General features: G+C 53.7%; 25 protein-coding genes and 1 pseudogene. 17 read left to right on the forward strand and 9 right to left on the reverse strand.

Features of this window, described 5'->3' with window-relative positions; genetic code table 11:
• Positions 1–11: 11 nt before the first annotated feature.
• Positions 12–242 (reverse strand): tautomerase family protein, encoded by a 231-nt coding sequence (locus ACESQ2_RS08725; protein WP_014229413.1) that lies wholly within the window; start codon positions 240–242, stop codon positions 12–14.
• Between the two features lie 61 nt (positions 243–303).
• Between ACESQ2_RS08725 and ACESQ2_RS08730 the strand changes: the two genes are divergently transcribed.
• From ACESQ2_RS08730 to map, 3 genes are all read left to right on the forward strand, one after another.
• Positions 304–771, forward strand: a complete 468-nt coding sequence (locus tag ACESQ2_RS08730) for a helix-turn-helix domain-containing protein (protein ID WP_014229412.1) — start codon at positions 304–306, stop codon at positions 769–771.
• A 113-nt stretch (positions 772–884) separates the two neighbouring features.
• Positions 885–1,103 (forward strand): ParD-like family protein, encoded by a 219-nt coding sequence (locus ACESQ2_RS08735; RefSeq protein ID WP_004102160.1) that lies wholly within the window; start codon positions 885–887, stop codon positions 1,101–1,103.
• Positions 1,084–1,863 (forward strand): type I methionyl aminopeptidase, encoded by a 780-nt coding sequence (gene map / locus ACESQ2_RS08740; RefSeq protein WP_046877961.1) that lies wholly within the window; start codon positions 1,084–1,086, stop codon positions 1,861–1,863. The genes ACESQ2_RS08735 and map overlap by 20 nt, the downstream gene beginning before the upstream one ends.
• A gap of 49 nt (positions 1,864–1,912) precedes the next feature.
• On the opposite strand, the gene ACESQ2_RS08745 is transcribed toward map, so the two are convergent.
• Positions 1,913–3,235, reverse strand: a complete 1,323-nt coding sequence (locus ACESQ2_RS08745) for an NAD(P)/FAD-dependent oxidoreductase (protein WP_373170304.1) — start codon at positions 3,233–3,235, stop codon at positions 1,913–1,915.
• Between the two features lie 892 nt (positions 3,236–4,127).
• Between ACESQ2_RS08745 and ACESQ2_RS08750 the strand changes: the two genes are divergently transcribed.
• From ACESQ2_RS08750 to ACESQ2_RS08815, 14 genes are all read left to right on the forward strand, one after another.
• Complete coding sequence (locus tag ACESQ2_RS08750) at positions 4,128–4,673, forward strand: fimbrial protein (RefSeq protein WP_025106302.1); 546 nt, start codon at positions 4,128–4,130, stop codon at positions 4,671–4,673.
• A gap of 67 nt (positions 4,674–4,740) precedes the next feature.
• Positions 4,741–5,274: a fimbrial protein gene (locus ACESQ2_RS08755; RefSeq protein ID WP_046877959.1), complete on the forward strand. Its 534-nt coding sequence runs from the start codon at positions 4,741–4,743 to the stop codon at positions 5,272–5,274.
• A gap of 106 nt (positions 5,275–5,380) precedes the next feature.
• Positions 5,381–7,882 (forward strand): fimbria/pilus outer membrane usher protein, encoded by a 2,502-nt coding sequence (locus tag ACESQ2_RS08760; RefSeq protein WP_373170305.1) that lies wholly within the window; start codon positions 5,381–5,383, stop codon positions 7,880–7,882.
• A 19-nt stretch (positions 7,883–7,901) separates the two neighbouring features.
• Positions 7,902–8,636: a fimbria/pilus periplasmic chaperone gene (locus ACESQ2_RS08765; protein WP_025106305.1), complete on the forward strand. Its 735-nt coding sequence runs from the start codon at positions 7,902–7,904 to the stop codon at positions 8,634–8,636.
• Positions 8,637–8,713: 77 nt separating this feature from the next.
• Positions 8,714–9,262: a fimbrial protein gene (locus tag ACESQ2_RS08770; RefSeq protein WP_373170306.1), complete on the forward strand. Its 549-nt coding sequence runs from the start codon at positions 8,714–8,716 to the stop codon at positions 9,260–9,262.
• The gene (locus ACESQ2_RS08775; RefSeq protein ID WP_046877955.1) at positions 9,262–9,789 is read left to right on the forward strand and encodes a fimbrial protein; all 528 of its coding nucleotides are present in this window, start codon (positions 9,262–9,264) and stop codon (positions 9,787–9,789) included. Before ACESQ2_RS08770 ends, ACESQ2_RS08775 begins: the two co-directional genes overlap by 1 nt.
• A 183-nt stretch (positions 9,790–9,972) precedes the next feature.
• Positions 9,973–10,362 (forward strand): hypothetical protein, encoded by a 390-nt coding sequence (locus ACESQ2_RS08780; RefSeq protein ID WP_025106308.1) that lies wholly within the window; start codon positions 9,973–9,975, stop codon positions 10,360–10,362.
• Positions 10,363–10,394: 32 nt separating this feature from the next.
• The gene (locus tag ACESQ2_RS08785) at positions 10,395–11,717 is read left to right on the forward strand and encodes an FKBP-type peptidyl-prolyl cis-trans isomerase N-terminal domain-containing protein (RefSeq protein WP_227634423.1); all 1,323 of its coding nucleotides are present in this window, start codon (positions 10,395–10,397) and stop codon (positions 11,715–11,717) included.
• Positions 11,718–11,853: 136 nt separating this feature from the next.
• The gene (locus tag ACESQ2_RS08790) at positions 11,854–12,828 is read left to right on the forward strand and encodes a LuxR C-terminal-related transcriptional regulator (protein WP_064404990.1); all 975 of its coding nucleotides are present in this window, start codon (positions 11,854–11,856) and stop codon (positions 12,826–12,828) included.
• Positions 12,829–13,037: 209 nt separating this feature from the next.
• On the forward strand, positions 13,038–13,793 hold the full coding sequence (locus ACESQ2_RS08795) for a molecular chaperone (protein WP_046877952.1): 756 nt from the start codon (positions 13,038–13,040) through the stop codon (positions 13,791–13,793).
• A gap of 1 nt (position 13,794) precedes the next feature.
• The gene (locus ACESQ2_RS08800; protein ID WP_025106312.1) at positions 13,795–14,322 is read left to right on the forward strand and encodes a fimbrial protein; all 528 of its coding nucleotides are present in this window, start codon (positions 13,795–13,797) and stop codon (positions 14,320–14,322) included.
• A 20-nt stretch (positions 14,323–14,342) separates the two neighbouring features.
• Positions 14,343–14,828, forward strand: a complete 486-nt coding sequence (locus tag ACESQ2_RS08805) for a fimbrial protein (protein ID WP_046877951.1) — start codon at positions 14,343–14,345, stop codon at positions 14,826–14,828.
• An 18-nt stretch (positions 14,829–14,846) separates the two neighbouring features.
• Positions 14,847–15,347 carry a fimbrial protein gene (locus tag ACESQ2_RS08810; protein WP_025106314.1) on the forward strand — a complete coding sequence of 167 codons (501 nt, stop codon included), beginning with the start codon at positions 14,847–14,849 and terminating at the stop codon, positions 15,345–15,347.
• Between the two features lie 27 nt (positions 15,348–15,374).
• Positions 15,375–16,229 (forward strand): hypothetical protein, encoded by an 855-nt coding sequence (locus ACESQ2_RS08815; protein WP_025106315.1) that lies wholly within the window; start codon positions 15,375–15,377, stop codon positions 16,227–16,229.
• A gap of 59 nt (positions 16,230–16,288) precedes the next feature.
• Here the strand turns inward: ACESQ2_RS08815 and ACESQ2_RS08820 are convergent.
• The 7 genes and pseudogenes from ACESQ2_RS08820 to ACESQ2_RS08850 form a co-directional block, all read right to left on the reverse strand.
• Positions 16,289–16,366, reverse strand: a pseudogene (locus ACESQ2_RS08820) (hypothetical protein); the annotation flags it as partial.
• A 149-nt stretch (positions 16,367–16,515) separates the two neighbouring features.
• Positions 16,516–16,944: a cell envelope integrity protein TolA gene (tolA, locus tag ACESQ2_RS08825; protein WP_046877944.1), complete on the reverse strand. Its 429-nt coding sequence runs from the start codon at positions 16,942–16,944 to the stop codon at positions 16,516–16,518.
• 144 nt (positions 16,945–17,088) lie between these two features.
• On the reverse strand, positions 17,089–18,201 hold the full coding sequence (locus ACESQ2_RS08830; protein WP_048252245.1) for a M20 family metallopeptidase: 1,113 nt from the start codon (positions 18,199–18,201) through the stop codon (positions 17,089–17,091).
• The gene (locus tag ACESQ2_RS08835) at positions 18,201–18,956 is read right to left on the reverse strand and encodes a glutamine amidotransferase (RefSeq protein ID WP_014838512.1); all 756 of its coding nucleotides are present in this window, start codon (positions 18,954–18,956) and stop codon (positions 18,201–18,203) included. The genes ACESQ2_RS08830 and ACESQ2_RS08835 overlap by 1 nt, the downstream gene beginning before the upstream one ends.
• A gap of 13 nt (positions 18,957–18,969) precedes the next feature.
• Entirely contained in the window at positions 18,970–20,049 is a 1,080-nt protein-coding gene (locus ACESQ2_RS08840) for a phosphotriesterase (RefSeq protein WP_224293820.1), read from the reverse strand.
• A 3-nt stretch (positions 20,050–20,052) separates the two neighbouring features.
• The gene (locus ACESQ2_RS08845) at positions 20,053–21,054 is read right to left on the reverse strand and encodes an ABC transporter permease (RefSeq protein WP_014229399.1); all 1,002 of its coding nucleotides are present in this window, start codon (positions 21,052–21,054) and stop codon (positions 20,053–20,055) included.
• A gap of 18 nt (positions 21,055–21,072) precedes the next feature.
• Positions 21,073–21,819 (reverse strand): ATP-binding cassette domain-containing protein, encoded by a 747-nt coding sequence (locus tag ACESQ2_RS08850; protein ID WP_162557591.1) that lies wholly within the window; start codon positions 21,817–21,819, stop codon positions 21,073–21,075.
• Positions 21,820–22,011 lie beyond the last annotated feature (192 nt).

A 22,011-nucleotide genomic window follows, 5' to 3' on the forward strand; every position in this document is an offset into this window, starting at 1 on the left:
ACCTTGCGGAGCTATTGAGCAGACGAAAATTTTGCCGCGATCGCTTCAGCCGTGGGCTGTATGCCGCCCAGGCTCCACTGTTCCGGCTCATGCTCATCAATGCGAACCCAGACTGAACGGCGGAACTCAGGATCGCCTTTCCCTTCAATTTCGACAATCAGATCGGTCATGCGGCGTAAAAGCTCTTTTTTTTGCTCCGGGTTCATTATTCCTTTAATGGTTTGTACATTGACGAAGGGCATTGTATTCTCCTTGGTAAGCTAGGTCTAAAATTCATACTCAGATTAAAGAGCGAAAGCGGACATGTCAAAAAATAATTCAGTTGCCTACCTATTACCGGAGCTTTGCGGGCTTTCTGCGGCAGCGGAAATCCTGGGAGATAGGTGGGTTTTGTTGATTTTAAGAGAGGCTTTCTACGGCGTGACGCGCTTTGAAACGATTCGCTCGCATACAAAAATGCCTAAGCAGACGCTGGCAAACCGGTTAAAGAAAATGACGGAACTGGGTTTACTGAGCAAAACGCCTTATCAGGAAGAAGGCGTGCGCGAACGTTATGAGTATATCCTTACGCCAAAAAGCCGCAGCCTGGCGCCGATCCTGTTTTCCCTGATGGCGTGGGGGCATAAAAATATCCTGCATGATGAACCGCATATTGCGCTGGTGGATAAAGAGAGCGGGGACGTCGTCCACAATGCATTTGTGACGACGAAAGGCACCGTTGTGGAACCTCGTAACATCCAGATAGTGGCTCTGAACCTTAACCAGCCGTAGCGCGGGCGACATAAACCGCAACCCCATTTTCTGCTTTCTGACGGCAAACGTTGTCTGCTTGAGCGGGGAGGCGTAATATACGAAACATATATAAATTGTTACGGTACGTATAAATGGGCATTGTAAAAATTTCCGACCTGCTGCACGACGATATTCGTGACGCCAGCAAGGCGATGTCGCGTTCGGTCAACGCGCAGGCGGAGTACTGGATCCGTCTGGGTATGATGAGCGAGCTCTATCCCGAACTTAACCATCAGCAAATTAAGCTGATGATGCTCAAGTCCGGCTCTGACCGCTTGCTGGAGGTGATCAATGCTATCAATTCCCATTAAGACCGCGGACGAGCTGGCCAGACAGCGCCGCGCAGGTGAGCTGCTGGCCTCGGTTTTCGACATGCTGGATACCTTTATTCAGCCCGGTATCTCCACCATGGCCATCAACAACCGGGTGGAGGATTTTATCGTCAACGATCTGCATTCGCGCCCGGCCAGCAAAGGGCAATATGATTTCCCCTACGTGCTGAATACGTCGATCAACGAAGTGGTTTGTCACGGTATGCCAAAGGAGAGCGAGCATCTGAAATCCGGCATGATCGTGAATGTGGATATTACGCTGGAAAAAGAGGGGCTGATTGCCGATTCCAGCAAAATGTATCTGATTGGCGAGGTTTCACCGCTGGCCCGTCGGCTGGTGCAGAAAACCTACGAAGCGATGTGGAAAGGGATCAAGGTCGTCAGGCCGGGCGCGACGCTGGGCGATATCGGCCATGCGATCCAGACTTATGTCGAAGGTAACGGCTACAGCGTGGTCAGGGAGTACTGCGGCCACGGCGTCGGCAGAGAGATGCACGAAGATCCCCAGGTGCTGCATTACGGCATACCCGGAACCGGCGCCGTGCTCAAGGAGGGGATGGTGTTTACCATTGAACCTATGGTGAATCAGGGCGATAGCCGGATAAAAACCAAAAAAGATGGCTGGACGGTGGTCACCCGCGATAAAAAACTGTCCGCGCAGTGGGAGCACACCATCGCCGTCACCGCGGATGGATTCGAGGTCCTGACCCTGCGTAAAGAGGAAGCGATCCCGGAGTAGCCCAAACAACAGGTTTCACGCCCGGGCAGTGAAACCTGTCAGACAGCGACTACGCGGGCATCTCTTTGCGCCCCACATAACGCTCTTTCCATAATGCGCCCGCCACCCCGATATCGAGGAATGGCGAAGGCGGCATAACGTTCGCCTGGCCGAGCGACTGCATCGCGGCGATCAGCGGGTTGTCCTGGCCCATCGCCAGATCGGCAAGCAGCGTCCCGGCGATAGTCTGTTTAGATACGCCGGCGCCGTTACAGCCCCCGGCGGTCCAGATCTGCGGCGCAAGACGCCCCCAGACCGGCGCGCCGTTGCGGGTGACGCTGATGGTCCCGGACCAGGTTCGCTCCAGCGGCACATCCTGCAGCTGCGGATAGGCCGTATGGAACAGCGCCAGATGCTGGCGCGCGGCGCTGGCGGTCTGTCCGGCGGTAATCACTCCCCGCAATGCCGGATCGACATGCTGGCGGACCAGAAAACGATGATCGTGGGTATAGCGTAGCGTGGCGCCGGCGATCGCGTTGACCGGCGTTAATCCCCAGCTTTCCATTGCCGGCAGACGCTGGCGCTGTTCAGGGGTGAGCGGGGCGGTAATGCTGGCGTAGGTCGCCATTGACGCCTGGCGGCTCACGGTGGGCGAGAGTTCGCGCGAGAGCGCGTTGGTCGCCAGCATCGCCTGGTCGGCGCGGATCGTGCCCTGCAGCGTCGTCACCCTGACGCCGCCGTTTTCCTGGCGCATAGCCAGCGCCGGGGTTTGATGGTAAACCGTGACGTTTTCCGGCAGATGACGCGAGAGGCCCGCAATCAGTTTCGCCGGGTTCACCAGAATACAGCCGGGGGTGTAAATTCCTTTGCTGTAAAGGCGGGTTCCCAGCTTCTGGTACAGCGCTTCGCCGTCCAGCAGGCTGTAAGGCTCCTGCATCAGCTGCAGGTTATCCACATACTCCTGCATAATGGCTTCGCTGGACGGATCTATCTGGCAGTGGTATTTCCCGACGTTTTCCCATTCGCAGGCAATCTGGTGCTCGGTCACCGTTTCATCGAGCAGGCGGATCCCCTCCTGGAGCAGGGCGCGGTAATCCTGCGCTTTTTTCAGCTCGGCGGTAGAGCTGCCGATATTGTGCGGCAGGCCGATGATAAAGCCAGAATTTCGCGCCGAGGAGCTGGTCGCGGCGCATTCGGCGTCGATGAGCACGATGTTCAGCTGCGGATTGAGGCTGGCCAGCCTGCGGGCAAAGCTTACGCCGGCATAGCCGGAGCCGATAATCACCCAGTCAGCTTTAATGTCGCCGCTCAGCGAGGGCTGTCGATAAAGATCTTCTTCATTAAGCGGCCATCCCACCTGATTTTGATTGAAAGGCACTGATGCAAATCTCACGGTTAATCTCCCTGTGGAAAAAACACCTGCAGGGCAGGTGTGAATGGGGTTGCCGCTCTCCGCGTTTTTGGTCTGGAGTGTGAGTCGGCAAGCGCCAGGGCAGCGTCTGAAGAATCACCACGCTGAATGATAATCACCTGGACAACAATTCAGCAGAATAACAAGGAACAGGCAAAATAACACCTCTTGCTGTAGGGGTATGCGGTTTTCTCTGGCCTGCGATATCACCCTGACGGTTCACTACGGCAGCGAGTCGGGTACCTGGTTATTCCTTTCCTCTAACCCTGCAAGATACCGCATAAGATATTGCTGTGGATCATGATCGCATGACCAACATCCCTATATGGTTATTTCTTCCGCAGAGGGGATTTTGACCAACTGGTAAAATATAGCCTCTGCGCGCTCCTCTCTATAAAGAAATCCTGCCCTTTCATAGGATTTTTCAGCTTTTAAACTTCGCTTTCTACAATATGTATTAGGAATTTTCTTACGGATGAGTCCTAATATTCCACAAGCGCATCGAACTTTTGCAATTGCATGAAATACATGGTTTTTTTAATTGCGTGATGCTGTCGATGAAATTTTTTTAGGTTGCGCATATATTTTTTTAAATTATTGGTAATATTTTTACATACATTGTCGTATTAAACTTCTTTTGCGAGATTTTATCCTGTAAATTATTTTTTAATGAAATTATTAGCTCGTAATTCCCCATGTGGTAGATGCTTATGTTCAATTGTAAGCTTTTTCAAGTTAGTATAATTTCGCTATCAGGAATACACATAACTCAAGAGGATATAGCGGTATTTTGTCAGCATAAATATGCGTTATTATCTTCTGATGTTATTTTCAGGATGGTTATCCAGTAACTTTTAATATAACGGAATGTATTATGAAAATTAGCAAAATTGCATCTGCTGTTGTTCTCACTATGGGTGTCGCCTCTTTCGCAGCTCAGGCCGATCAGGGAAGCGGCAAGGTGACTTTCTGGGGTTCCATTATTGATGCACCATGCTCAATCAAAAATGGTTACGGCGATCAGCGTATTGAACTGGGTCAGATTTCCAATACTCATTTAGATAACGGCGGTATATCCACTCCTCGTCCGTTCGACATCGAGCTGGAAAACTGCTCCTTCGAGAAGGATTCAAACGGCGACCCGATGTATAACACCGTTAAAGTGACCTTTGCTGGCGGTAACGTCCCAGGAGATATGACCATGTTGGCTATTTCCGGTCAGGCCGCTGGCGCCGGCGTGCGTATTGAAGATGGTTCTGGCCAACCCGTGACTTTATTGGTACCTACTAGCGGTCGCGGCCTGGGCATTGGCGACAATACCCTAAACTTCAGCGCTTACCTCGAAAAAATCTCTACCGTAACCAACGTCACTCCGGGTGATTTTGAAGCGGTGACCAACTTTACCCTGGCTTATGAATAAGGTGAGTCCTGTTCTCATGTAGCTTTATTCGGGCTGCATTTGCAGCCCGATATTCAGGAGCACAGTCATGGTAAATATATCGCGTTCTCTGATGTTGAGTTTGTTATTAGGCATATCACCGCTGTCTCAGGCATCCGACCAGGGGCGGGGCCTGGTTACAATGAATGGTCAAATTCAGGAGTCGGCCTGTTCTATTCATACCGACGATATCTGGCAGGAGATTCCATTCGGCGTGATCTCGTATAGCGATCTTAATCAGGAAGGCAAAGCGGTCATCAAACCTTTTGCGGTTCGGCTGGTGAATTGCTCACTGGAACGGAGTCGCGGCGGTTTATGGCAAAGCGTGAATATTACCTTTAGTGGCGAAACGGAGATATTCCGCCCGGATATTTTTAAAGTCAATGGCGAGGCGCAGGGGCTTGGACTGCGTATCCACAATCAGGCTGGCGATGTGGCGCGTGATGGAATACCGATGCCTGCCGTCATGATCCAAAATGAAAATAATGAATTACGTTATTTATTATCGTTAGTGCGCGGTGGAAAAACGTTGTCAGAAGGCGACTGGTACGGAATTATTCGTTTCATGGTGACCTATCAGTAGCGGGAAATATGAATGATAAAAACAGATGAGCCTCTCATCTAAATTATTTCCGGGATTGACGCTTCCCGCCGGTGAATTCTACCAGGCAATAAACGGATTTTAAAAAATGAAAAAAAGCAGACCACCAGCTTTTTACCTGCGACGTCTGGGTATTTACATTGCTATTGCCATTTTGGGTTCTACATCACCGGTAGTGGCGGTAGAATTTAATATTGATATTCTGGACTCGGAAGACCGGGAAAATATCGACTTATCGCGCTTTTCCCGGGCCGGTTATATTATGCCCGGAACCTATACGCTCAGCATGCGTTTAAATGAGCACGGTATTTCTGACCAGGAAATTTCTTTTATTGAAAGAACCCGTGACGATGGGGTGGTTGTAGAAACCTGTCTGACGCCTGCGCAGGTCGAACTTCTCGGTCTGCGGGATGACGCGCTCAACATGATTCAATGGCTCGACGAGGGGCGTTGCGCTGATTTTTCCGCTCTTGAAGGCGTCGTCCTGCGCGGCGATCTGTCAGAATCTTCCCTGCAAATTGCGGTCCCCCAGGCCTGGCTGGAATATCAGGATGCTTCGTGGCTGCCTGTTTCCCGCTGGGAAGAGGGCATCCCCGGGATGTTGGTTGACTATAACCTGAATACCAACGTCACCTGGCCTCGTCAGGGTAATCAGAGCCAGAGTGCCAGTATCAGCGGTACAACAGGCGTTAACTTGGGTGCCTGGCGCCTGAGGGGGGATTATCAGGGGAGCTATTACAATACGACCGGACGCGCGGATAAAAATTCACGTAATTTTGACTGGAGTCGTTTCTACGCCTATCGCGCGTTACCTGGAATGATGTCGAAACTCACCGTTGGTGAGGATTATCTCTCTTCCGATCTCTTTGACTCCTGGCGCTATACCGGTTTGTCGCTGGCGAGCGATGAAAGCCAGCTGCCGCCTAAACTTCGAGGCTACGCGCCTGAAGTCTCCGGCATTGCCCGTACCAACGCCAAAGTGACGGTCAGCCAACAGGGTCGAGTCATCTATGAAACGACGGTTGCCGCTGGCCCGTTTCGTATTCAGGAACTCAACAGCGCCCTGACCGGACGTCTGGATGTTCGCGTTGAAGAGCAGGATGGCTCCGTGCAGACATTCTCGGTTGAAACGGCTCAGGTTCCTTATCTGACGCGCCCCGGCCAGCTGCGTTATAAAATGACCACCGGTCGTCCACGCGATTATAACCACAGCACTCAGGGACCATACTTCGCCACAGGTGAGCTCTCGTGGGGGCTTACCAACGCGTGGTCGCTGTACGGAGGTGGCATTTTTTCCCAGGACTACAACAGCCTGGCGGTGGGGGCGGGTCGTGATATGAACGCCTTCGGGACACTTTCTGCTGACGTGACTCATGCCAGCGCGCGTTTCCCGGATGATAAAAACAGGCAAGGGCGATCCTGGCGCCTGAGCTACTCCAAACGTTTTGATGAAATCAATAGTGAAGTGACGTTTGCCGGCTACCGTTTTTCTGAGCGCAACTATCTCACCATGGGTGAATATCTGGATATGCGCTATCGGGAAGGCTACGTCGGGAATAGCAAAGAGCTTTATACCCTCCAGGCGACCAAAAATTTCTCAGACCTGCGCCTGTCGACGCACATCAACTGGTCGCATCAGACTTACTGGAACCGCCCGGCGACCGATCGCTACAGCGTGTCGCTGAATAAATATTTTGACCTCGGCGACTGGCGGCATCTGTCGTTGTCCCTCAACGCCGCCCGCAGTGAATTTAACGGGCGTAAGGACGACAGCGCCTATATCTCACTGACGATGCCGTTTGGATCGGGAACCGTTGGCTATAACGGCAGCATGAGCCGCGACCGCTATACACAAAATGCCAGCTGGAGCCAAAGGCTGGATAACAACGACTATTACAGCATCAACGCCGGCAACAGCGTCGGCGGTGGGGAAGGAACTCGCAGCCAGATGAGCGGGTACTACTCGCACCTGGGCAATATGGCGGATGTCACCACCAACTTTAACTGGGCGCAAAGCCAGTACTCCTCGTTTGGTATTTCCGCCAGCGGCGGTATGACCGCGACCGCTGAAGGTGTGGCGCTGCACCCTGGTGGGGTACAGGGTGGGACTCGTCTGATGGTCAGTACTGATGGGGTAAGCGGTGTTCCGGTGGGCTTTCAGGGCCATACCAATGCTTTTGGCATCGCGGTAATCCCTGGGGTGCCAAATTACTATCGAACCCGCGCTGAGATTGACGTTAATCGTCTGCCAGACGATGTCGAGTCTGGCGGAACGCCGGTTGTTGAACTCGCCCTGACTGAAGGGGCCATCGGGTTCCGTCGTTTTGATGTGCTGAAAGGCTCTAAGGTCGTGGCCATCCTCAGCCAGGAAGATGGGCGCCATCCGCCATTCGGCGCCACGGTACATAACGCAAAAGATCGCGAACTGGGGATGGTCAGCGACAGCGGACTGGCCTGGTTGACCGGCGTAAATCCGGATGAACGCTTAACCGTGCACTGGAGTGGTTCCGCTCAGTGTGAAGTCGTACTGCCACGGGTTATCCCTGCACAGCAGCTATTGCTGCCGTGCAAGCCGGTCACTCGCGGCTGAGAAAGTGAATGGTGATGTAATGAAAAGCAAAAAGATAGCGATGACGATAGTGCTGGCAAGCCTGGCGGCAGGTCTGGTTAACGAAGCCGGGGCAGCGATTGCGCTGGACAGAACGCGGGCGATTTTCCCCGGTTCGGAAAAGAGCATTTCCCTGAGTATTACTAACGACAGTACGTCAATGCCGTACCTGGCGCAGGGATGGATTGAGGATGAACACGGGAAAAAAATCAGCGGTCCTCTGGTGGTTGTTCCGCCGCTGCAGCGTCTTGAAGCGAAAGGGAAGAGCATGATGCGTATCAACGCCATGCCGGATGCCGCGATGTTACCTCAGGACAGAGAGAGCATTTTTTATTTCAACGTGCGCGAGGTGCCGCCAAAAAGCGAGCGACCCAACGTGATGCAGCTGGCGTTACACACCAAAATAAAATTGTTCTATCGCCCCAAAGCCATTCTGCCGGAGAAGTATAGCCGCTGGGATAACCAACTGGTGCTGCATAAAGTGAACGGCGGTTATCGGGTAGAAAACCCGACGCCCTATTACATGACGGTGATCGGGATTACCGCTGCGCCGAAAGTGGCGGTGGCCAGCGGATTTCAAACGGTGATGGTACCGCCGAAGTCCACCTCGATGGTCAATAGCGCGCACTATACCGTGCCGCATGTCACCACGATTAACGACTTCGGCGGTAAGCCAACCCTGCGGTTTAGCTGCAGCGGTAACATCTGCCGGGCTGCGGATACCCCGGCAAGCTGATGGACGCCGAAGCTGAACACAGGAGAAGCCTGATGAAACAAGGATTTGGTCATACCACCCTCATGTTGTGGCTTTTGATGGCTGGAGTCGTTTCCGCGGCGAGCGCCGCTAACTGGGATACCGATGGCCTGAATGGCGGCATTCGCGCAAGCGGAACGCTTGTTGCGTCACCGTGCGCGCTGCTGCCTGAGTCGGCAGAACAAGAGATCGATTTGGGCAGCACCGTTGCCTGGGGACTGGAACGGCCGGGTAGCGTTACGCCATCAGTACTGGTGTACATCAAATTAGATCGTTGCCCGGGAGAATACTCGTTTATGCGCGATCGCCAAATGATGCGCGGCGCCACGATGTTAAACGGACAGTCTGCGGTAAGACTGACTATCTATGGGGAAGCAGAACCGATGGATGACCGCTTTTTCCGGGTGCATGGTGGCGTAGAAGGGGTCGCGTTGCGCCTTAGCGACCGACAGGGAGAACTCTTACAACCCGCGATCCAGAGTCGACCGCAGATTCTCTATCCGGGACGCAACGATTTGGTGGTGCAGGCACAGCTATGGCGTCTTCCCGCGCCGCTGATGGCTAATGAATGGCGCAGCGTGGTGAATATCGGCCTGGAGTACGAATAATGAAAAAAAATATCGTGCGCGTACTCAGCCTGGCAAGCTTTCCTCTGCTGCTTTTGCTGGCTGGTGTGTCGGTCACTCATGCCGATACTGACGTTCATTTCTCCGGGAATCTGATTGCCGACCCTTGTGAATTACACGTGGATTCGGAAGATCAGATTGTCGATTTTCGTAACGTGCCTTCTAAGACATTTATGAAATATCCCCGCAGCGAACGCGAGCGTTTTTCAATCTGGTTGACGGAGTGCGATCTCTCGCTGGGCGACACGGTGACCGTAACCTTTATGGGAACTGAGGATAGCGCTCAGCCAGGGCTATTCGCCGTCAGCGGAACGGCGAGTGGTATTGCCATTGCGCTGGAAGATGAGAACGGTACGCCGGTAAAACCCAATGTCCCTATGCGGCCGGCAGCATTGAAGGCGGGAGATACTTTTTTAAATTTTCAGACCTTTATTTCCGCACCAGTACATCATCTGGTCAGAGAAGGAGATTTTGAATGCGTCACCACTTTTCTTCTGGAATATGATTAAAATCCGGGCTGATGAGTTATTACTGCTTTACGCAAAATGTCAGTTGGTTAACTTTTCTGGGCTGCTATTTATTCATGGATCAAATAACCATTTGAATGTTCTTTATAAGAATCTGCTTGCTTCCTGTTGCTTTATTTTCAGGAAAGAGGCATTAATAAGTCATATACTGGAGTGCATTAAATAATGTTTAAATCAGGATGTATAGCAGCGATCATCGCAGGTACATTTTTAACGGGTTGCGTCGCAAAAAACATTCCGTCACAGGTTACCTCTTCCATGGAATCCGTGGATCCCCCCACGACTTCAGACGGGGAGTTGGATATGGTGCAGTGCGAAAAAGAACTCAGGGCGCTGGAGTCGATTAACCCTATTAAACATGTCGAGCTCAAGTCTCGCTTTGAGCGAGTGATGCTCGGCGCTTCCGGCTATACCAACGTACGAAGTTCCGTTAATCCTGAAACGCGTAATGCCATTGACGCTTTGTATAAGTTTCAGGCGGTAAAATTATGCTCGGAGGTCCGCGCCGAAATGCTCAATAGCCTCGCCGTGAAGCCAACGGGTGAGAATATTTAATGGATCGTAGAGCAGGGAACGTTTTGGTCCTGATGATGGGTATCGTTTTGATTTCATCTTCACGGGCGGATGTGTTGAACTATGCTCGTGAATGGACGTCACGCAATGATGAAAATAAAGCCATTACATCCCCGTCTCAGCCACAAGCGGAGGAAGACAAATCTTCTGCGCCACGTCAAAAATCTGCTGTACAGCGATCGCTGCCCGGTGAGAAATCTAAAGCTCCGCCTCCGGCGGCAACAAGAAAAAAAAGAGTACCACCGGCTGTTGCCGCCGATAAGCGAATGACATCACCTGCGATTACGCCTTCTAAACCGACGGATAAGCAGGCGCCAACGGTAGCGGAAGACCGGGACAAGTTAGTGGCTGGGGCCAGTAAGAATCCCTCTTTACCCGATCCCCAGATTTTGGGGCGCTGGTTTAAGGCGTTAAGGCAACATGCGTCACTGAGTCCCGCAGAGATTGATTTACGCAAAAATTTCCAGCTATCGCGCAATGAGGTAGAGAGATTGAAGGCTCAACTCGCTTTGCGACACCGGGAAGTACAGCAGCAGTTCGTTGCCCTCCAGGCGGCTTCTGGACAGCTCGCCGCGGCAATGGAGAACAATGGCAAGCAACAACAGGAGCTCCAGGCGCTCACCGTGCGTGCCAATCAGCTGGAAGAGAAAAATGCGCAGTGGCAAGTAGTAACCAGAAAATTGCAATCGAGCCTTAAGCAAGCACAGCATCCCGCACTGCCGGCAACCGATGATGAACTGGCCGATTTTGCCGCCGGGATGGCGATGGGGTTTGACATTTTGGGCGTACTCGAACAGCGGAATGAACAAGATGTTCATGTTGATAAGGCGGCCTTTCTGGCCGGCATTAGCGAAACGATACGCGGCGAACGCCGGTTATCTCAGGAGGAGTTTGAGCGCCATCTTAACCGCGCCAATCAGCGAGTCGAGGATGCGATGCACAAGATCAAGCAGCAAAAGGAAGCGCGGGATAACGCATGGCTGGCGAAATTTCGCCAGGAGGAGGGCATACAAACTGCGGGTGAGCAGGCCTGGTATAAAGTCATCCATGCGGGTGAGCCGCTGTTCGAGGATGAGCACTCTGAAGCGGCGCTAACCATTTCGGTCAATCGCCGTCTGTCAGATGGTACCGTGATTGCGGACACCGATCTGACGGGCCTGGTATTACAGGAAAAGTTGTCCGATCTTCCTGGATGGCTTCAGATTGTGGTGAAGGATATTCGTCTTCATGGTGAAGCAGAGTTAGCCGTTAAGGTTGATGAGTATGGCGATCCTCGAAAACACGGGAATTATATTGAACATTGGCGCATTCGGGTAATTGAATCGCATGCAATGTAAATAATTTCAGGCAAAATTTACGTTACTTTTAAAATATAGCTCGCATGGCCGAGAGAGTGAGTGGGGCATCAATTGTATAATTATTTTAGTGTTTATTTATGTAGAGATATTAATTGTTCGGGAAAGAGGAGAAAATATGATGGATGACACCAGAGGTACCTATTTGCCGGTTTATGTGGCAACTGAGAATAATTATTTTTCTCAGGGGGTGGTCTTTCTCCTTGAGGAGTTATTTGAGGATGAGTTTAGCGGCAATATTACCGTATCCTTAGTCAAAAAATCGCAGGAAGCCGATCTCATTGTGCAAGTGCAATCTCCTGGGGAAAAAGCCTTTGACTGGGTCGATTGTCAACGATTTCGCGCCCACAATGACTATAAATTTAAGCTCCTCAAGAAAAAGTGGTTAAGCGTTTATCCACGTAGTGAACACTATGATAAAAACTTTCATTGCCCGGTTGTTAGTTCAGTTCTCGCGATGAGGAACTCAGTGGCGACCATCCGGCGCAAACTGTTCATGCTGTTTTTCGCCGATCTCATGTGCGGGCCTCCGGACTTACGTAAACCAAATTGTAATAAATGTCCTGGTCCCTACCAGTTGACATGGCGTGAACAGCTAATGCTAGGCTATTTGAGCCAGGGCTTAGGCCACGATGAAATTTCTCGCAAAATGGGCTGTAGTATTAAGGCGCTCAGTGGCTATCGACGCTCGATTATGCGGAAAGTCAATATCACCAGATACAGTGATTTCGTTTCGTGGCTGGGTACCAAATCGGTTTCTGATAAATATGCTGAGGTTGTTAATAATCACGAACGTGATGCGGATGAAGATCAGCTAATATGGAAAACCACGTTGTCCGGTGATATGGAGAGACAGCTCGATGATAAAGAGCGAGCTTTACAAAGTATAAAACGCTTGACCAAAAAACGGTTACGAAAAAGCGAACTGGATGATGAGGTATGGCTGACAACGCGAGAAATAGCCAATGAGATGGATATCAGTATCTACAGCATGCGTTATTTATTATGCCAGATGGAATCAAACGGTAAAGTGATCAGTATCAAAACCGGAAAAGGGAGAAGTCATACTCTCCGCTGGAAGCTGGCAAGTTAATTCTTGTCCAGGACAACTGTCTCGGCTAATAAGCAGGGACGAAAATGAATATTAATAATGGGTGGGGTGCAAATTTAGGAATGTTCATCATGCCATTTCTGAAAATGGATCTCCCCCTTAAAAACGCATATGTACAGATAGACATAAAATGTAAATTATCTGCTAGATGAAATAACTCTGGTCCTGTAAGTGATACGACAGGTGAAAGTATGAAACTTAAATTAACGTCTTTTCTGGGTATTCTACTGTTTACCGGAAGCCAGCATTCAGCTCAGGCTGCATTATCTGTGGAACGCTCCCGGGTTATTTTCAATGAAGGGGAGAAATCTGTCGGATTGAGCGTGAAAAATAATAATACGCAGGATCCCTATCTCGCCCAGGGGTGGATGGAAAATGAGAAAGAAGAAAAAATAAACGGCCCTCTGATGATTTTACCGCCCGTACAGCGTATTGAGCCCGACGGTAGAACGATGATCAGGGTACAGCAGGTTGCGGATGCCTCTTCACTGCCCAACGACAGAGAAAGCGTATTCTGGCTTAACTTACGCGAGATCCCGCCAAAATCCGACAAGCCTAACGTTCTGATGCTGGCTATGCAGACGCGAATGAAAGTGTTCTGGCGACCAAAGGGGATTAAGGTGGATCCCCTGCTTGATGCGGTGCCCGGCGTAGAAACGCTGACCCTCGCTCGTAAGGGGGACCGCTATGAGGTTAATAATCCGACACCGTACCATTTTTCATTTGTTGAAGCGCGTGACAGCCTGAACGGAAAAGCGCTGGACGATTTCGAGCCCGTGATGGTTTCTCCAAAAGATAAAGCGGCGCTGACGCTACCCACCTTGCGGTTGGGAAATAATCCGACGCTGATGTTTATTAATGATTATGGCAGCGCGCGATTATTACCGTTTACCTGCACCGGGACGCTGTGCCGGGCGGGAAAAGTGGCACTACCAAAGGAAGGCTGATATGACGCGCCAACACTCAATAACATCCCGAGCGTATCTGATGATGGCTGGAGCCTTACTGCTTTTTTCCGGCGGACAGGCGAAGGCCGCTGAAGGAGATACCACCACTATCACCGTCAACGGCACCCTGATCGATGGGCCGCAGTGCGTTATTGACGGTAACAACACCGTAGACGTGAAGTTTGGTGATGATCTGATTACTCGTCTGGTAGACGGAGTGAATTATAAGAAAGAGATTCAATATGGCCTCACCTGTACTGGCCTGAACAGTAATGCCCTCAAACTGACGATTCGAGGGTCTCTGGCGAGTTTTGGCAGCGGTCTTTTGTTGACCAGTAAAGGGGGCCTGGGCATACGGCTGTACAGCGGAAGTGCCGGCACCACGCTCATGACTCCCGGCAATTATGTCAACTTCAATGGCACAGCCAATAAACCCAGGCTGTGGGCCGTACCCGTGGCTCAGAATAACGCCACGCTTACCGCAGGTCCGTTTTTCGGCACAGGCACCATGGTCATTGACTACCAGTGACGCGAGAGGAGAGAGACATAGTGACCCCCATAAATCTGCGTGGCCTGGTGCTTCCCCTTACGTTGTGCTTTGGCACCAGCGCGCTGGCCGACGCAACGGTTAACTTTAGCGGCACCTTAATAGAAGCGCCTCCGTGCGTGGTACATAACAATAACGTTATCACCGTCAACTTTGGCAACGAGGTGATGACCACCCGTATCGACGGGACGCAATACCGGAAGCTGATTGATTTCGATTTAGATTGCTCCATGGCGGTATCGTCGAAACAGAAAGTGCGCATAACGGGGACAGCGGCAAGCTTTGACAACACGGCGCTGGCGGGAGGTCAAAGCGGGCTGGGCATCGCCCTGTACAATGGTGATACCCGCCTTAACGTTGGCACCTGGCTAAATTTCACCGACCCCAATATCCCCAAGCTTTACGCCGCCCCCATCAAACAAAGCGGAGTGACTCTGAGCGGTGGGCCGTTCAGGGTCATGGCTTCGCTTGTCGTGGAGTATCAGTAAATGGCGCAGGGAAACAACATGATGAAATTGAGCGGATATGCCCCCTTGCTGTTGGTCGGCCTGATGATGACGTCATCTCTTCAGGCGGCAGACCCGGAAAACCTCGAGTTTATCGGCACTCTGGTGACGCCGCCGGCTTGCTCAATAAGCGAAGGCGGCCCTGTGTATGTGGATTTCGGTGATGTCCGAATAAAAAAAATCGTGGAGGGAAAATACCGTGAAACCGTTCCACTAACCCTGAAATGTGAAGACAGCACCCTTGCATGGCAGCTGCGGCTTAGCGTACGCGGTAACGCGGCCGGGTTTGATGCCGACAATGCCACCGTGGTGACCCCTGAGCAGGCCAATCTTGGCGTGAAAATCTACCAGAACGGCCAGCCGTTTAAGCTGGGCGAGGCCATCAACATCAATAGCGTGACGCTGCCGAGTATTGAAGCTCTCCTTGTTCAGCGCAACGGGGTGGAGTTGGTGGAAGGATTATTTAGCGCCACCGCAACCCTGCGGGCCGAATACCAGTAACGCTATTTTATGCACAGGAGAGTGCAGGTGAAGAAAAAGCTATTTCAGGCAGTCTTAGCGGCAGCCATGATCGTGCCGGTTTCTGTACCCGTGTACGGTGAAAACTATCGGTGGAAAACGGTCACCGCAGTAAGGTTGGTCCCTTTCGGTACGGGTACTGAGTGGATTATCACCACAGGTGATATTACCGTGAGTTCAGGTAGCGTCAGCCTGGATACACCAGCGAACTTAGGCAGTAATGGCGGGCTTTTGGTTGCAAACGCGCTGACTGCGAATGGCGACTTTTGGGGGACATCGGATGTTGCCACGAGTTATCCTCCGCCCGGCGTCCCGTATAAGGGAACCTGGCGAGAAGTGCTTAACGCGAGCGTCGATAGCGTCAGAAATCAAATTTCCATCCGAAATTACAGTGTCGTGGGAGGCTCTTCCACCGTCTGCTTTGGATACACGCTTCGTGAAGCTAATGGTAACTTTAATTTTTCCGACCTTGTTTATCCGCCGGGAGCCGGTAGCGGTATAAACTGCATGACGGCGCCACCGCTAAACGAGTGGTGCGCCATGTCTGTGCCTCAGGTAACGCTAAGTTTCGGTACGCTAATGCTTGACCAGGCGGCGGGCAAAACGGCTGATAGTACGGTGGGCGTTTCCTGCACGTCTTCCTCGGTTAGCTATGTGTTAAAGCTACAAACAGGCAATACCTATATCCCGCTCAGCAACGGCATGCGTGCCAATCTGGGACTTGGGGCAGCTAACTCAGCGCCGGGTAATACCACCTACTCCGGCTCTCAGTCCTCGCTACGGTTAAGAGGAACGCTGGCTGGGACGCCAACCTCGACCGGCGCCTTCAACGGAACCGGCGTGATGATGGTGGTTTATAACTAATCATGGCCGCCTCGATACCGGTACGCTAAGGAGCACAACCCTGTACGTACCGAAGCGGTCTACACCCGCTCAATCCTTGCCGGCAGCCCCTGACGCACCGCCGCGCCGGAGACCCAGTCCAGCCAGGTATTGCTGACCTCACCGTCGAGGAGCTGGCCATAGTATTGGAGGCGCTGTGGACGAAGGCGATGCTGGAAGGGCGACGCTATAATTTCGGCGGCCGCGTGGAGTTCTGAAAATCGTGCAGGGGCCGAATAGCCCCTGCGATAAAATGCAAAAAAAGCTCTCAGGGCCTGAAGTCCAGAACCACATGACTGAATGTCTGATAGGTTTTTTCATCTGGCGCGGGCGGAATTTTGGCTTCTTTCAGCGCGGACATTACCGCCGCGCATAACGCCGGATCGCCGCTCTCGACCGCTGGATTATGCACCGTCCCGTCACGCTGTAGCGTTAAGCGCACCGAGCATTTTTGCCCCTGCCAGGACGCCGGCTGGTCTATTTTCGCGAAGATAGCCCTCTGAACCTGCGTCAGATAGCGTGAGACGTTGGCCTGCGGTGATTGATCTGAACCCGTTTGATAATCGCGCAACATCTTATCCACTTCTGCCGATACTTTCGCGTCTTCGGCGCTATCCGGCGCAGAAGCACTACCCGAGCAGGCGGAAAGAAGTAAAGAGAGAGTGCAAATGAGCACCGGGCGGATTTTCACGGACATGGTAATGCCTCCTTGCTGGTGATGATGCGTTTCTGACGCGAGACGGTTATCCTCTGTTATTCCGCGATATTATTCAAACGCCGATCGCCTGGTATGCGCTTTAAAGTGACACTGTCACTCATTCTTTGCCTTCGCCGCGGGCGGCTACGCCATCCAGTCGCGGATAATGTCTCCGTATAGCTGCTCAGCCTCCTCCAGCCGGCTGAGCAGGCAGTACTCGTCGGTCTGATGGGCCATAGACGGCTCGCCGGGACCGAGAATAATACAGGGTGGATCGGCCAATGCAGGCAGCAGCAGCGAGGCGTCGGTAAAGTAGGGCACCACGCGCGGTTCAATCGGCTTAGCGTGCAGCGGCTGGCAGCGCTGATAAACCTGTTTAATCCACGCATGATCCTCCCGGCTCAGTACGGCGGGCAGGTCGACCAGCGTGGATACCGTGACGCTTTCGCCAAGCAGCGTGGTCAAGCGCTGCCGGATAGTGGCGTGCTGTAAATTGGGCGCGCTGCGGATATCGACATCAAAACGCGTGCGGTCCGGCACGGAATTAATATTGAGTCCACCTTCGATGCGTCCGACGTTGAGGGTGGGCTGCTTCATCAGCGGGTGCGCCGCGCCAGGGGAAAAATGCTGAATCTTACCCAGCGCATCCGCCGCAAGATAGATAGCATTTATCCCCAGCTCCGGCATCGCGCCGTGGGCGGTTTTTCCCCGCGTTTCGCAGCGTAGCCAGAGCGCGCCTTTATGGCCGATCGCCGGATAGTTGGCGGTGGGCTCACCGACGATCAGCGCGCCCACGTCCGGCAACGTCGCGGAGGCGATCAGCGCCCGTGCGCCGTCGCAGCCGGTCTCTTCTCCGCCGGTAATCAGCAATACCGCGCCGCGTCCGGAGAGGATCGTTTCCCGCTGATGAACGCAGGCGACGGCAAACGCCGCTATCGCCGCTTTCATATCGCTGGACCCGCGGCCATAAAGACGCCCGTCTTCTATCTGCGAGCCGAAAGGATCGTACTGCCACCGGGCATTTCCCAGCGGCACGGTATCCAGATGACCGGTAAAGGCCAGCGGTTTACCGGTCTTCGCCCCGGGCAGCCTGGCGATAAGATTGCAGCGTCCCTCGCCGAACGACGACAGCGAAACCGCAAAACCGCGATCGTTAAGCCAGTCGGCGAAGAACCGCATGCAGTCTGCTTCGCTGCCCGGCGGGTTGATGGTGTTAAAGCCCAGCAGCTGCCGGGCGAGCTCAAGGGTGGCGGCCATCAGCGACGTTCCGTCAGCCAGTCAAGGCAGTTAATCCACAGCTGGCGATAGCCGGGCCATTGAGCAAACTCTTCCGGCAGCCAGTGTGCCGACATATCGCTGGTCCACACCAGCGAGCGACCCTGCTGATATTCGCGAATAGCCAGCAGCGGATGACCGGTACCGGCCACGGTCGCCAGCAGTTTACCTTCCGGATGCATTTCTACTTCGTTATAGCCCAGCAGCCACGGCCATTCGCCCGGAATATCATTGAACAGGGCGTGGGATTCCGTCACTTCGGCATAGCAACCCTCCGGGGTTTCAATGCGATCGTCCCACGCCAGACAGCGGACCGGCAGAACTTTCTCCACCGCGGTATGGCGATAGCGCGCGCCGCCGTTAATCCCCTGGAAGCTGTAATAGCCACCAATCATCATCAGCGAGCCGCCGCCGGCCACGTAGTCATGCAGCAGCGTCAGACGGTTGGCGGTTCGGCGGCTTTTCAGCCAGGTGTCCGGATGCAGCAGCAGCGTATTGGCGCCAATATCCGAAAGAATAATCGCATCCCACTGCTGCAGCGCTTCCAGCGTCAGCGGAAAGTCTGTCGCCGCCGCGTGGGCGGGCATATAGGTAATGGCGTAGGCACTGTCCGCGAGCGCGGCCAGAAAATCCGTTGCGCCGGTGTGCCAGGTGGCGGTGGCAAACTGGTCGAAGCCTTTAACGTGCGTTGAGGTGCTGGTCCAGGATTCACCGACCAGTAAGATTTTTTTCTGCATTATGACTTTCCTTTTATCCGCCAAAGACCCGTTGGGGATTTCCAATCATCAAGGTTTCAAGCTGTTCGCCGCTGACGCCGTGGCGCCGCAGGCGGGGAACAAAATGCTTGAGTATGTAGCCGTAACCGTGGCCGCCGTAGCGGGTGAGCATGGTTTTCAGGAAGACGTCCTGCGACAGCAGTATTTGCTGGATATAGCCGTCGTCAATCAGTTCGCGAATCGCGCGGGCGTTCTCCTCGTCGGAGGGCGACTGCGCCGACTCGTCGGCGTAGTAATAGCTCATGCCGATCATGTCGTATTCGAGAAACGCCCCGCGCTGCGTCAGCTCCCGCTGGTAGCGCTTATCGGCAAAGCTGGGATTCATATGGCACAGGACGGTATGGCGTAAATCGGCGCCTTCCTGTTCGAGAATATCCAGCACCCGATGGCCCAGCCGTTCCCAGCCGGGCAGATGGACCTCGATCGGCACGCCGGTCGCGGCGCTGGCCCGGCCCGCAGCGCGCAGCGATTTCTCCTCATCCGGGGTAAAGCGGCTCGAGATCCCGATTTCGCCGATGAGCCCGGCGAGAACCTCCGGTTTCTCCTCCGCGCCGCCCAGATCGTAAATCAGCCGTTCGGTCAGCTGTTCGACGCTGCTGGTTCTTACCCACTCGGGGTGCGAAGGTTCCAGATAGAGGCCGGTGCCCATAATAACGTTCAGACCGGTCAGGCGCGCGATGCGCGCCAGCGCGTTGGGATCGCGGCCGATACCGATATTGGTCGGGTCGACCACCGTTTCTCCGCCAAGGGCGCGATATTTCGTCAGCTCTTCAATCGCGACGTCGACGTCAAACAGCTGGCAGTTATCGCGGCTCATCAGCGGATTCAGCGACAGTTCGCCGAGGTTTTCCATTTTCACCGGCATTTCGGCAAGATGGCGATCGCTACAGCAGCAGGGCGGTACCCATTTCCCGGAGGCATCCAGCAGTATATGCTCATGCATCAGGGTAACCCCCATTTCGCTAATCGGCAGCGGGCCAAGCACCGTCATCACGTAACCGCTGCTGACGCCAAGCGGCAGCGGAGTGGGGTGGCGAAAAATTGATCCTTTCATCAGCTATCCTTTTGCCGCGGAGCGCGTGGGGTTGAGAATGCGGGTGTTCAGCCAGATCGCCAGCAGGATAATGGTGCCGGTGGCTATCTGGGTGTAAAACGGCGAAATATGCGACAGGATCAGCCCGTTCTGAATGACCGCAATCGACAGCGCGCCCAGCAGCGTACCGATAATGGTACCGAAGCCGCCAAACAGGCTGGTACTGCCAAGCACAACGGCAGCAATAACCTGCAGTTCAAAGCCTTCTCCCTGGTTGGAGGAGCCGCTGCCGAGGCGCGCGGTAATGATCATCCCCGCCAGCGCGGCGGCCATCCCGCTGATGATATAGACCTTCATGGTGACCGCTTTGGTATTAATGCCGCTGCGTCGCGCGCCTTCGGCGTTAGCGCCGATAGCGGTCACGTAGCGGCCAAAGCGCATATGATTGAGAACAATATGCCCGATAACCAGAATCATAATGCCGATCAGCGCGGGCATGGGGATACCGACTACCCACGCGCGTCCTATAAAGGTAAACAGGCTGTCAGCCGGAACCGGAATCGAGTAGCCCTGGGTGACCAGCAGCGCGATGCCGCGAACCACGGCCAGGGTGGCGAGCGTGACGATAAACGCCGGAATGCCTTCATAGGCGATAAAGAAGCCGTTGATGGCGCCTACCAATCCGCCGAGCAGCAGGCCGCCGAGCAGAACCACCGGCCACGGCAGCCCCCAGTTATTCAGGGCGATAGCGGAAAGCGCGCCGACCAGCGCGAGGGTGGAGCCCACCGACAGATCGATACCGCCGGTGGTAATGACCAGGGTCATCGCCGTCGCGACAATCAGCAGCGGGGCGCTCTGACGGATGATGTTGAGCCAGTTGGTGCCGGTGAGAAAGTTGCTGGTGATCAGCGAAAACACCACGCAGCAGAAGACGAAAAATAGCGCGATGCTGACCACGCCGGAGTGGTTATGCAGCAGGCGGCGCGGCAGCGAATGCTGGATCATGCGGGAGCTGCTTAAGTTCATGATACTCATCCTGTTACCTCAATGTGCAGCCGCAGAGCGGGCGGTGAATTTTTCGCCCACAATCAGGTTAACGATATCGCTCAGGCTGGTGTCGGCCACCCGTCTGTCGGCGACGTTGGTACCTTCATACATCACCATGATCCGGTCACAGACCAGGAACAGGTCCTGCAGGCGGTGGGTAATCAGAATCACGCTCACCCCGCGAGCGGAAACGCGGCGAATAAGCTCCAGCACCGCTTCGACTTCCGCGACGGCCAGCGCGGCGGTGGGTTCATCCATAATCAGCACCTTCGGGTCAAAGGCCGCCGCGCGGGCGATGGCAATGGCCTGGCGCTGGCCGCCGGAGAGATTTCGCACCAGCAGCCGGGTATCGGGAATGGAGATCCCGAGCCCTTTTAGCATCTCCCTGGCATCGGCGTGCATTCTTGCCTCATCGAGGAAGGGGATACCGAGGAGTGATTTCATCGGCTCGCGGCCCATAAACAGATTACCCGCGACGTCGACCGTGTCGCAGAGCGACAGATCCTGATACACCATCTCGATATGGCAGCGGCGCGAATCGGCCGGATTAGTAAACTGCTGCTGTTCACCGTCGATACGAATCGTGCCGCTGGAGGGGATCACCGCGCCAGAGAGCACTTTGGTCAGGGTCGATTTCCCCGCGCCGTTATCGCCCACTAAGCCCAGCACCTCGCCCGGAGCCAGCTCAAGGTTGACTCCGCGCAATGAACGTATCGACCCGTAGGTCTTGGTGATATTGATCATCTCCACCCTTGGCGGGGTAGTTTGTGGCTGCTGCATCTGATAACTCCCATCGCTGTTGCCGGGAAAATGTTCGCCATCCTGCGGGAGAGATGCTATCCGACACGGTTTACATGCTAGTAAACCGGTTTACCTGCGGAATAGAGCACTCGCCAGCACAGTCAGGACAAACGCTATGTAAGATATTTGTTCGCC

The organism is Klebsiella sp. Q11 (assembly GCF_964241505.1).
In the GTDB taxonomy this organism is placed as follows: domain Bacteria; phylum Pseudomonadota; class Gammaproteobacteria; order Enterobacterales; family Enterobacteriaceae; genus Klebsiella; species Klebsiella michiganensis.

Coding starts and splice junctions, on each gene's coding strand:
- ACESQ2_RS08725 (WP_014229413.1), bottom strand. CDS start 242: ATGCCCTTCGTCAATGTACAAACCATTAAAGGAATAATGAACCCGGAG.
- ACESQ2_RS08730 (WP_014229412.1), top strand. CDS start 304: ATGTCAAAAAATAATTCAGTTGCCTACCTATTACCGGAGCTTTGCGGG.
- ACESQ2_RS08735 (WP_004102160.1), top strand. CDS start 885: ATGGGCATTGTAAAAATTTCCGACCTGCTGCACGACGATATTCGTGAC.
- map (WP_046877961.1), top strand. CDS start 1,084: ATGCTATCAATTCCCATTAAGACCGCGGACGAGCTGGCCAGACAGCGC.
- ACESQ2_RS08750 (WP_025106302.1), top strand. CDS start 4,128: ATGAAAATTAGCAAAATTGCATCTGCTGTTGTTCTCACTATGGGTGTC.
- ACESQ2_RS08755 (WP_046877959.1), top strand. CDS start 4,741: ATGGTAAATATATCGCGTTCTCTGATGTTGAGTTTGTTATTAGGCATA.
- ACESQ2_RS08760 (WP_373170305.1), top strand. CDS start 5,381: ATGAAAAAAAGCAGACCACCAGCTTTTTACCTGCGACGTCTGGGTATT.
- ACESQ2_RS08765 (WP_025106305.1), top strand. CDS start 7,902: ATGAAAAGCAAAAAGATAGCGATGACGATAGTGCTGGCAAGCCTGGCG.
- ACESQ2_RS08770 (WP_373170306.1), top strand. CDS start 8,714: ATGGCTGGAGTCGTTTCCGCGGCGAGCGCCGCTAACTGGGATACCGAT.
- ACESQ2_RS08775 (WP_046877955.1), top strand. CDS start 9,262: ATGAAAAAAAATATCGTGCGCGTACTCAGCCTGGCAAGCTTTCCTCTG.
- ACESQ2_RS08780 (WP_025106308.1), top strand. CDS start 9,973: ATGTTTAAATCAGGATGTATAGCAGCGATCATCGCAGGTACATTTTTA.
- ACESQ2_RS08785 (WP_227634423.1), top strand. CDS start 10,395: ATGATGGGTATCGTTTTGATTTCATCTTCACGGGCGGATGTGTTGAAC.
- ACESQ2_RS08790 (WP_064404990.1), top strand. CDS start 11,854: ATGATGGATGACACCAGAGGTACCTATTTGCCGGTTTATGTGGCAACT.
- ACESQ2_RS08795 (WP_046877952.1), top strand. CDS start 13,038: ATGAAACTTAAATTAACGTCTTTTCTGGGTATTCTACTGTTTACCGGA.
- ACESQ2_RS08800 (WP_025106312.1), top strand. CDS start 13,795: ATGACGCGCCAACACTCAATAACATCCCGAGCGTATCTGATGATGGCT.
- ACESQ2_RS08810 (WP_025106314.1), top strand. CDS start 14,847: ATGATGAAATTGAGCGGATATGCCCCCTTGCTGTTGGTCGGCCTGATG.
- tolA (WP_046877944.1), bottom strand. CDS start 16,944: ATGTCCGTGAAAATCCGCCCGGTGCTCATTTGCACTCTCTCTTTACTT.
- ACESQ2_RS08830 (WP_048252245.1), bottom strand. CDS start 18,201: ATGGCCGCCACCCTTGAGCTCGCCCGGCAGCTGCTGGGCTTTAACACC.
- ACESQ2_RS08835 (WP_014838512.1), bottom strand. CDS start 18,956: ATGCAGAAAAAAATCTTACTGGTCGGTGAATCCTGGACCAGCACCTCA.
- ACESQ2_RS08840 (WP_224293820.1), bottom strand. CDS start 20,049: ATGAAAGGATCAATTTTTCGCCACCCCACTCCGCTGCCGCTTGGCGTC.
- ACESQ2_RS08845 (WP_014229399.1), bottom strand. CDS start 21,054: ATGAACTTAAGCAGCTCCCGCATGATCCAGCATTCGCTGCCGCGCCGC.
- ACESQ2_RS08850 (WP_162557591.1), bottom strand. CDS start 21,819: ATGATCAATATCACCAAGACCTACGGGTCGATACGTTCATTGCGCGGA.